The sequence below is a fragment of the bacterium genome, assembly GCA_021372515.1.
Taxonomy (GTDB): Bacteria; Gemmatimonadota; Glassbacteria; order GWA2-58-10; family GWA2-58-10; genus JAJFUG01.
Map to the genome: position 1 here is coordinate 20,654 of JAJFUG010000032.1, position 9,419 is coordinate 30,072.

Consider the following 9,419-nt stretch of genomic DNA (forward strand, 5'->3'; position numbering starts at 1 on the left):
CGTGCAATCCGGGTGCCCTGCGGCACAAGGAAGCGGACAGACTGCGTCACGTGGCGGAACGAGGTGTGGACAAGCTGGAGGATCGATGTCGAAGAAGCTTAGAGTCGGTTTGCTGGGTTATGGAACGATCGGCTCCGGGGTGATCCGCATGCTCACCCGGAGCGACCTGGAAATCTGTAAGCGTGTCGAGCTGGTAAAAGTGGCGGACCTGGACCTGGAGCGCCAGCGCGAAGTGCCCTGCGACCCACGGCTCCTGACACGGGACGCCCAGTCCGTGGTCACGGACCCGGAAATAGACGTGATCATCGAGCTGATCGGCGGGATCGGCGCGGCCAAAACCCTGGTCGAGACCGCCCTGGCCGCGGGCAAGGATGTGATCACGGCCAACAAGTACCTGATGTCGCGCTGCGGGGATGAGCTGTCCGAGATCGCCGCGGGCAGCGGCGCGCGCCTCCTGTTCGAGGCCAGCGTGGCCGGCGGCATTCCGATTATCAAAATTCTGCGCGAGGAACTGGTGGCGGATGAGGTGCTTTCGATCAGCGCCATCCTCAACGGCACCTGCAACTATATCCTGACCCGCATGGAGCAGAACCCAGCCCTGACCTGCAAGCAGGCAGTGGCCGAGGCCCAGAAAAAAGGGTTCGCCGAGGCCGACCCGACCCTGGATATCAGCGGCATGGACACGGCGCAGAAACTGTCCATCCTGGTGCGCAAGGCTTTCCGCACCCGCGTGCTGCCCGACAGCATCGACCTTCAGGGTATCACCGAGGTGAGCAACGTGGATGTCCTGGCGGCGAACGAGATGGGGTTCCGGATCAAGCTGCTGGCCCGCGCCAGCCGTGAGAACGGGAGTCTCGCGGTCTGGGTCGGGCCCACGCTCATCCCGGCCGATTCGATCATGGCCCAGGTGCGCAACGAGTTCAACGCCGTGATGGTCAACTGCTGGGCGCACAACGAGCACACCTATATCGGCAAGGGCGCCGGGATGATGCCCACGGCCGGGGCGGTGATCAGCGACCTGTTCAGCCTGACCGAGGACCGCCGCATCCGCACCAGTTTCAACGAGACGCGCCTCGACCTTCCCGTGCTGGCGCGCGAGGATGTCACCGGGCGTTTCTACCTGCGGGTGAACGTGAAAGACCAGCCGGGCGTGTTCGCCCGGATCAGCGCCACGCTGGCCGAGCACGGCATCTCGATCGCCTCGGTGGTGCAGAAAGAGTCGGACACCGAGCCCAAACACGGCGTGCCGCTGGTCATAATCACCCACCGGACCACGGTGGGGGCGGTCACCAAAGCCGCAAAACAGATCGACAAGGAACCGGTCGTGCTGGTGCCCTCGCACCTGATCCGGATCATGGATGTGCTGTAATGCAGAGTGTTTCCCCCCGGTGCGTCCCCAACCAACCGCGCCGGGGGGAATGTTGTCAGAGCGGTAGTGGCTGTACGCAACCGAGCGACTGACTGGATTGCCTGAGTTCCCCGTAAGGTACACCAAGAATGGAGGGTCGCCGATGCAGGCGGAAAAGGTTTCTTCCAAGTCGATGGAAAGGTTCATCTGCAGCAAGGAGCCGGAGAACCGTTCCGGCCAGTTGATGCGCGACAGCGCCAAGCGACTGGGCATCAGCACGACCGACCTGGAGCAGATCGAAAAGCCATACACTTTCATCTATCAGCGCCTGCCGGTGGAGGTCGAGGGCGAGATAATAAACATCAGCTCGGGCATTGTCCTGCACAACCGCGCCCGCGGACCCTATAAGGGCGGCATCCGTATCGCCCCGGATGTCAATATCTGGGAGACCACCGAGCTGGCGCGCCTGATGACGCTCAAGACCGCCCTGGCCGACCTCGATCTGGGTGGCGGCAAGAGCGGCATCCGGGTGGATTTCGAGAAGATCTACACCCGGGTGAAGGACCGGAGCAAGCTTTCATACTACGAATTTGTCGACATGCTCAAGGACCATATCATGAAAGAGTTCGTCGACCATTTCGTAGAGCACAACCTGTCGCGCATCTACATCCCGGCCCCGGACATGGGTAGCTCGGGCCGCGAGATGATGCTGCTGTACAACCGCACGCACGACCCGGCGGTGGTCACGGCCAAGCCCGAGGGCATCGAGGGCTGGCTTCCTGGCCGTCACGAGGCCACCGGTTTCGGCACGGCCTACGCCACGCTCAAGTACCTGGAGCTGATCGGCAAGGACCCAAAGAAAATCACCGTGGCGATCCAGGGCTTCGGCAATGTGGGCAGCCACGCCGCGTGGTACCTGCACGAGGCCGGCTGCAAGGTGGTGGCCGTGACCGACCTGTACGGCGGCGTGCACGTGAAGAGCGGGATCGACATCCTGGCCCTGATGCAGTATGCGCGGGTGAACCGGAACATCAAGGGCTTCGACGACAAGCACACGATCGACAACAAGGGCCTGTTCGCTCTGCCGGTGGATATCCTGGTGCCCGCGGCGGATGGTCATGTGGTGAACGCGGACAACTGCGACAGCCTGGGGGCCAAGCTGGCCGTGATCGAGGCGGCCAACATGCCCGTGACCTGGGAGGCTTTCCTCAGTCTGAAAAAGCGCGGCGTAGTGGTGCTGCCCGACAACTATGTCAACTCGGGCGGCGTGATCGCCAGCTACCTGGAGTACCGTCAGAGCCTGGGCGGGCCGCGCTGCACCAAGGATGAGGTGTTCAAGTTCCTGCGCACCAGCTTTGACAACATGTTCGGCGAGATGCTGGCCCGCCGGGACAACAGCGGCAGTTTCACCCAGGCGGCCTGCGACATCGCGGTCGAGCGGGTCTACAAGGCGATGAAGACCCGCAGCCTGCTGTAAGGCGGTCTGTAATTCCATATGTTTTAAGCCGAGGGGCTGTCCTGGAGCAAGGGGATGGCCCCTCGGTTTTTTCGTAGGGGCGAGATATATCTCGCCCTGAGGCGTGACGGGCACGGCATGCCGTGCCCCGACAACGTTCGATCGCATTCGCCGGGGCAAGCAAATCTCGTCCCTTTACACACCCCGGCGGCTGGCGCCGCCACCCCTCTTTTTAGAGGGGATTGGGAACACCAAAGTGCAAGCCGCGAAAGAGATCCCGGAGTATGGTGGGATAAATCCCCTCTTGAGAGGGGTGCCCGCGTAAGCGGGCGGGGTGTGTGAAGGTCAACCGTCCGCTATAGCCCCGACCGCCGGAAACGACAAGGGGCGGGTTGTCGGCCCGCCCCTCGCTTGCATGCCTGTAATTTACCGCAACCGCTATTTCGCCGCCTCCAGGGCCACGGAGAAAGTCTTCACCTGGTAGGGGCCGATCTCGAAACTCAGCTCGCCGCCCTTGGCCTTGGCCGGGCCGGCAGTCTCCTCCAGGCCGTTCAGCTCGAAAGCCCGGCTGATTTTCCGCCCCGGGAAAGTGCAACCCACCTTGCGCGTCGACGCGCCGTTCAGCTCGCGCACACGCAGCACCAGGGCCTGGCCGTTTTCGGCCTGCTTGAGAGCCATCAGGGTCACGGATGGGTCGTTGAATTTCAGGAAACACACGCTCCTGCCCAGGGCCCCGGCGTTCTTGCCGGTCTGGAACACGACAAGCGGCTGGTTCAGGCGGGCCGCCTCGGCCACCACCGCGCCCTTGCGCCAGTCGCCGGCGTGCGGGCAGAGGGCGTAGGTGAAACGGTTGGGGCCGTGGTCCAGGTCCGCCTTGCCCAGCGGCGAGTGCAGAAGGGTCAGGCGCAGGGTGTTGTCAGCGGGCTTGTCCCAGCCGTACTTGCAGTCGTTGAGCACGGCCAGGCCGAACGCGCCGGAGCGGTCGGTCAGGTCGGCCCAGTGCTGGCCTGGCACCTCGTACAGGTTCTCGGTGTCGTTGGGACGGCGGATCACGCCGAGCTGGAGGTCGTAGGTGGTGCTGTCGCAGGTGGCGCTGGCGCTGAAAGCCGCCTTGAGCAGACGGTCGCTGCCCTGCCAGTCGATGTCGTTCGCCACCTCGACCCGCCGCGCCCCGGCGCTCAGGCGAATGTCCTGCACATAGCGCGAGCCCTCATGCTCCCGCTCCACGCGCAGCACGGCGGTCACCGGGCCGCTCTGCAGCACGGTTATCTTCGCCGGGCTGTCCACCGTGCCGATCACGTTCTTGATATCCTGGTAGCGTATCTCCCACTGCGGGTATTCCTCGGGCTGGTCGTGGAACAGCTCCAGACGGGACGGGGCGGCCAGGGCCTCGCGGCCGCTGTCGTCCAGGTCGGTGAGCGAGGCGATCTCGCCGTTCGCAGCCACTTTCAGGCTCAGGTGGCCGTTGGAGATGGAGTTGCCATCGACTTTCAGGCCGGTCTGAAGCGCGCAGGGCGACTCGGCGGGACGCACCTCGTAGACCGCCGCGCCGCAGGAGGGCGCACCGGCCAGGAACGTGATTTTAAGGTCATTCGCGGTTTTCTCCAGCACCTGGGAGGCTGTCTCGCGGCCCTGGCTGTCGAACACCCGCACCGCGGCCGGCGTCGCTCCGCCCTCGAACGCCACCTCGGCCGTGACCGGGTCCTGACGCTCGATACCCAGCGGGTTGAACACCACCAGGGGCACTCCCTCCACCCGGGTGTCCAGCTTGCCGGCCAGGCTCTCCAGGCTGCCGCGTCGCACCCGCTCGAACGAGGCGTAGGAGGAGTCCTCATCCGGCACCGAGACCTCCTGGTAGACCTCGATGATGCTGGTGCCGGTGATGTCATCGTGCATCTGGTGCCAGAGGAACCGGATCCAGGAGTCTTTCAGCTCCTGCGCCGGGTATGGCTGTCCGGCCAGTTGCCCGGCCAGGACCGCGGCGCACTCGGCCGACTGTGCGCCCAGCTCGTTGCGGCGGTTTTTCTGCTTCATGAACGCGCGCGAGGTGTAGGTGCCCACGCCGTGCTGACGGGCCAGCAGCTCACCGTCCCAGACTTTCAGGCGTTGTTTCTGCTCGGCTGTGAGGTCGCGGTAGAGCTGGTCCGAACTGGCCAGGACCACCTTGATCTCCTCCTGGTCGTTGCGGGCGATGCGGGCGAACAGGTCCTGCACGTCTTTCTCGGTGGCGCCGCGGTTGCCGCAGCAGCAGGCCCCGCCCTTGTCCCCGGTGCCCATGTAGTCGTAGGCGGCCCAGACCCCGCTGGTGCGTCCCAGTTCCTCGATCTGCTCCGGGCGGACATCCCAGCTGCCCACGTAGCCGCCGGGGTTGATCGCAGCCACCAGCCGGCTGCCGTCCACCCCCTGCCACATCCCGATGTCGAACGGCTTGGGGTAAGCGCCCGAGGGCTGCGGCAGCCAGGGGCAGTAGACTTTCTGGGTGGAAAAGCCGATCATCCCGCAGTGCGCCGCCACCGAGGGCAGCACGTAGCCGAAACCGAAACAGTCGGGCAGGAACACGTCATCCGCCTTGCGGCCGAACTCCTGCTGGAAAAACCCGTTGCCGTAGAGCATCTGGCGGATCAGCGACTCTGGCGAGGGCACGTTCACGTCGCAGGCCACCAGCATCCCGCCCGACAGGCGCCAGGCGCCGCTGTCCACGTACTGCTTTATCCGCGCGAAATCCTTCGGATAGAGTTGCTTGATCAGCATGTAGTGGAAAGCGCTCTCGTAGTTGAAAATGTAGCCCGGGTATTTCTCGAAGAGCATGAAATTGCCCTGGGTGGTCAGGGGCAGGTAGTACATCCGGGTGGCGTCGATTGTCCACTGCCACTGGGTGTCGAGGTGCGAGGTGACAACCACATACTGCACCTTGTCTCGGGACAGGTCGTAGGCGTTGAGTGGCGCGAGCAGGAGGACCAGAGCGCAGAGCGCTGCGGCCGCAACACGGAAAGCGTGTTTCATTGCGTGCCCCTTTTGGAGTTGGACTTGAGGTGTGATCGGATGGCTAAACGCGTGTCGGGCGCAGGTAATGACTGTCTGCTAAAGCCTGAAGGGCCGCACCGCAGTTACGGCACAGCCCTCCGTGCAGAGAAAGATCGACTTGTGCAATCAATGAACGTCCGGCCCTGGAGTCCTGACTGTGCATTCAGTCCGGCTCGCCCTCTTCCTTCCAGAAATTTTCGAGGGCCGCCTCCATAGTGTTGCGCTGGAGGTAGAACAGCCCCACCAGTATCTCTCCCAGTTTCATGCGCACCTTGTCCTGGATGTTGAGCAGCTCGCCCAGCTGGCTGTCGTCGAGCAGCTTCATCCGCTTGGCTGTCTCGCCGAACATCGCGCCGGTGTATTTCTGCTCCTCCAGCACATCGTACAGCTCGGTGACCGAGATCATGTCCTCAACCGCGGCCAGTGTGCCCAGGCGCTGATAGATCGCATCCTGGATTGTCAGCGCCTCATCGCGCTGCTCGGGCTTGATCAGGCCCCTTTCAACCAGGAACTCACCGAAGCGCTTGTGACGTTCGGCGGCTTTTGCCAGGCTGCTTTCTTCCGGGTTTTCGCTCATCTTTGGTCCGCCGTAGATAGTTGTCATCCCTGAGGTTGTGAATGATCGGGACTGTCCGTGCGGCCCCTTGCCGGAGCCGCTGACCCTGCCAAGCCGTATGCCCTGCCTGGAGGGAGGTCCCTCTCCAGCCCGGCCGATTACCTCTCTTAACCGTAGCACCTGTTTTCTGTTCAATGATACACCATCTGAATTTAATCAGCCCGGGCCCGATTTTTCAAGCGCTTTCTCACATTCTTTTTTCGATTTTTCTCTTGACTTTCGCTTTTTGTTCGCTTAGAATAAATCAGATTTCGCTAAATTTTCGCCTGCGGGCGGCGGGAATCAATTAGGATGAGGCCCGCAGCGAAGCCGTGAGTGTAAGGAAAGAAGCACGGGCAGCGCGGTCTGGGGCGAGGAAAAAGGTAAACCCAGCGGCGGCGGTTTCGATAAATCCGGCTGGAGAAAGGAAGAAGGCGGCATGTATCTGACCCGCAGGCAGAAAGAGATACTGGATTTCATCCGTGAGCATATCGCCGGGCAGGGTTACGCTCCCAGCCTGGGCGAGATCGGCCGTCGGTTCGGCCTCAGCTCGCCGGCCACGGTGCACAAGCACCTGCAGAACCTGGAGGAGAAAGGCCTGCTGCGCCGCGACACGAACCGCAGCCGCGCAATCGAGCTGTGCGACCCGTCCGGGGAGGAGCCGTCCCCCTCGGTCTCTGTCTCCTCCGGCGCGGTGAGCCTGCCTCTCTTGGGCCGGATCGCCGCCGGGCGGCCGATCCAGGCCCTGCCCGTGCCGGAGAGCATGGATGTCCCCTCGTTCCTGGCCGGACGCGGCCAGCCGACTTTCGTGCTGCGGGTCAGCGGGGATTCGATGATCGACGAGCAGATACGCGACGGCGACTATGTGATCGTGGAGAGCCGTCAGGATGCGGCGGATGGCCAGATCGTGGTGGCCCTGATCGGCAACGAGGAGGTCACGCTCAAGCGGTTCTACCGTGAGAAAGACGGGGTGCGGCTCCAGCCGGCCAATGTCAACATGTCGCCGATCTACGTGCGCGACGGCGAGTTCAGCCTCCAGGGCGTGGTGATCGGCGTGTTGCGCAAGTATTGAGAATACACATTGTGATTTTATCCATAAACGCACGGCCCGGGCGGCTTGGGCTGTCCCGCCGGAACGAAAGAGGGGAGACTTGAGATGAAAGGCAACCGACTGATGGCTTTCGGCGTGATCCGCAAGGGACGGTCCGAGCGCTGCCTGCTGGTGGTGCTGGACCAGCGTTTCGCCGGGCAGCCGGCCGGACGGGAAAGCGGGCTGGGGGCGCGCTGCCGACGGGCGTTCCGCCTGTTCAGCCCCGCCGCGCCTGTCGCCGCCCGCCAGTAGACGCGGCAAAGCGGCCGTAAAAATCCTGTGTCACCGGGCCGGACTTTCCTTGCCGAGAGTCCGGCCGGTTTGTCCGTCAGGGGCTCTCGGATCGAGGAGACTGCGGCGTGGAGCGCAATATCGTGCATATCGACATGGACGCTTTTTTTGTCTCGGTGGAGCGCGCCCGCGACAGCTCCCTGCTGGGCCGCCCGGTGGTGGTGGGCGCGGTGGAGGGCACGCGCGGGGTGGTGGCCGCGGCCTCCTACGAGGCCCGTCAGTACGGCGTCTTCTCGGCCATGCCCGCGGCGCGAGCCCGCAGGCTCTGCCCGCAGGCCGTGTTCCTTCCCGGCACCCCGCGCCTGTACGTGCGGGTCTCGCGCGGCATCCGGCGGATACTGGAGGCCTGGACCCCGCTGGTCGAGGCGGCCTCGATCGACGAGGCCTACCTCGACCTGACCGGCTTCGACCGCTGCTACGGCCCGGTGCTGGACACGGTGGACCGGATAATCCGTCAGATACGTGAGACGTTCCACATCGACGTTTCGGCCGGGATCGCGGGTAACAAGCTGCTGGCCAAGATCGCCTCGAAAAAGGCCAAGCCCTCGGGCCTTCTGCGCGTGCTGCCAGGCTGCGAGCAGAGTTTCCTGGGGCCCCTGCCTCTGGGCGACATTCCCGGCGTGGGGCCGAGCCTGCGCGAGCACCTGGCCCGCCTGGGCCTTCACACCGTGGCCGAGCTGCGCGAGCTGGAGGCCGACCTTCTGGTGCGGGTGTTCGGCAGCGCCGGCCAGTGGCTGTACGACATGGCCCGCGCCCGCGGCAGCCTGAGCGTGGAGCCACAGAGCGGCCCGGCCAAGTCGGTGGGCCATTCGGTCACGTTCGATGAGGACACCCTGGACCGGCGGTTCCTGGAGGGGGTGCTCTACCACCTGGCCGAGAAAGTCGGCCGCCGCACCCGGGCCATGGGCATGCTGGGGCGCACGGTCACGCTGCGGCTGCGCTACTCCGATTTCAAGACAGTCACCCGAGCCTGGTCCGGCGGAGCAGGCACCGCGGCGGACCAGGAGATATTCGAGCGCGCCCTGGAGCTGATGCTGCCGCTGCTGGAGCGCCGGGTGCGGGTGCGGCTGCTGGGGATCAGCCTGTCACGCCTGCGGCCCGAGGAGGGCCAGCTCGACCTGTTCCGCCCCGACCTTCTGCGGCGGATCAGTTTCTACCGCGCCGTGGACAGCCTGCGCGACAAGTACGGTTTCGAGGCCGTGCGCAAGGGGCGCGACTCGGGGACGGCGGCGCGCCGCGCAGGGTGAGATGACCGGGCGGTCGCGCCATGATAAATAAAGCCCCGGTTTTTTCACTCCTTCGGCCCGCCGGGCCGTCCGGTTTGCGGCCCCCGCTGGCTTTGCTGCTTTGGCCGAAACCAAAGCAGAACAGAGTCTTTCGGCTTCTCACTGCAAGTTCCTAACCGGACATTGCTGGGCAAGATCGAAAGGACTGAAAGAAGGACCGGGCGGACACAGTGGGTCGCCCATGCCGAGAATTAAGGACGGTATGCCGGGCCGGTAAATCCTTTCCACCGACAGGAGAACGAACATGGTCCGCCTCACCCGCCGGGATTTTGTCACCGTGGCAGCCGCTGCAATCCTGCTGAACGCCGAGGAAACGAAAGGAGAAACTA

At 64.2% G+C, this 9,419-nt stretch carries 8 protein-coding genes; 5 read left to right on the forward strand and 3 right to left on the reverse strand.

Going from position 1 to position 9,419, the window contains the following annotated elements; genetic code table 11:
- The first annotated feature begins 85 nt into the window (after positions 1-85).
- Together LLH00_03040 and LLH00_03045 are read left to right on the forward strand one after the other, a co-directional pair.
- A complete protein-coding gene (locus tag LLH00_03040; protein ID MCE5270237.1) occupies positions 86-1,369 on the forward strand; it encodes a homoserine dehydrogenase in 1,284 nt (427 codons plus the stop codon).
- A gap of 142 nt (positions 1,370-1,511) precedes the next feature.
- Positions 1,512-2,825, forward strand: a complete 1,314-nt coding sequence (locus tag LLH00_03045) for a Glu/Leu/Phe/Val dehydrogenase (protein MCE5270238.1) — start codon at positions 1,512-1,514, stop codon at positions 2,823-2,825.
- A gap of 417 nt (positions 2,826-3,242) precedes the next feature.
- Here the strand turns inward: LLH00_03045 and LLH00_03050 are convergent, their stop codons facing one another.
- Positions 3,243-5,807, reverse strand: coding sequence for a glycosyl hydrolase-related protein (locus LLH00_03050; protein MCE5270239.1), 2,565 nt, complete (start codon positions 5,805-5,807; stop codon positions 3,243-3,245).
- Positions 5,808-5,991: 184 nt separating this feature from the next.
- The gene (locus LLH00_03055) at positions 5,992-6,405 is read right to left on the reverse strand and encodes a hypothetical protein (protein MCE5270240.1); all 414 of its coding nucleotides are present in this window, start codon (positions 6,403-6,405) and stop codon (positions 5,992-5,994) included.
- A gap of 457 nt (positions 6,406-6,862) precedes the next feature.
- On the opposite strand from LLH00_03055, the gene lexA reads away from it, so the two are divergent.
- From lexA to dinB, 3 genes are all read left to right on the forward strand, one after another.
- Complete coding sequence (gene lexA, locus LLH00_03060; protein MCE5270241.1) at positions 6,863-7,495, forward strand: transcriptional repressor LexA; 633 nt, start codon at positions 6,863-6,865, stop codon at positions 7,493-7,495.
- 84 nt (positions 7,496-7,579) lie between these two features.
- On the forward strand, positions 7,580-7,765 hold the full coding sequence (locus LLH00_03065) for a hypothetical protein (GenBank protein ID MCE5270242.1): 186 nt from the start codon (positions 7,580-7,582) through the stop codon (positions 7,763-7,765).
- Positions 7,766-7,872: 107 nt separating this feature from the next.
- Entirely contained in the window at positions 7,873-9,051 is a 1,179-nt protein-coding gene (gene dinB / locus LLH00_03070) for a DNA polymerase IV (protein ID MCE5270243.1), read from the forward strand.
- 138 nt (positions 9,052-9,189) lie between these two features.
- Here the strand turns inward: dinB and LLH00_03075 are convergent.
- The coding region (locus LLH00_03075) for a hypothetical protein (GenBank protein ID MCE5270244.1) at positions 9,190-9,419 on the reverse strand (230 nt) is incomplete at its 5' end.

Coding starts and splice junctions, on each gene's coding strand:
- LLH00_03050 (MCE5270239.1), bottom strand. CDS start 5,807: ATGAAACACGCTTTCCGTGTTGCGGCCGCAGCGCTCTGCGCTCTGGTC.
- lexA (MCE5270241.1), top strand. CDS start 6,863: ATGTATCTGACCCGCAGGCAGAAAGAGATACTGGATTTCATCCGTGAG.
- LLH00_03065 (MCE5270242.1), top strand. CDS start 7,580: ATGAAAGGCAACCGACTGATGGCTTTCGGCGTGATCCGCAAGGGACGG.
- LLH00_03055 (MCE5270240.1), bottom strand. CDS start 6,405: ATGAGCGAAAACCCGGAAGAAAGCAGCCTGGCAAAAGCCGCCGAACGT.
- LLH00_03045 (MCE5270238.1), top strand. CDS start 1,512: ATGCAGGCGGAAAAGGTTTCTTCCAAGTCGATGGAAAGGTTCATCTGC.
- LLH00_03040 (MCE5270237.1), top strand. CDS start 86: ATGTCGAAGAAGCTTAGAGTCGGTTTGCTGGGTTATGGAACGATCGGC.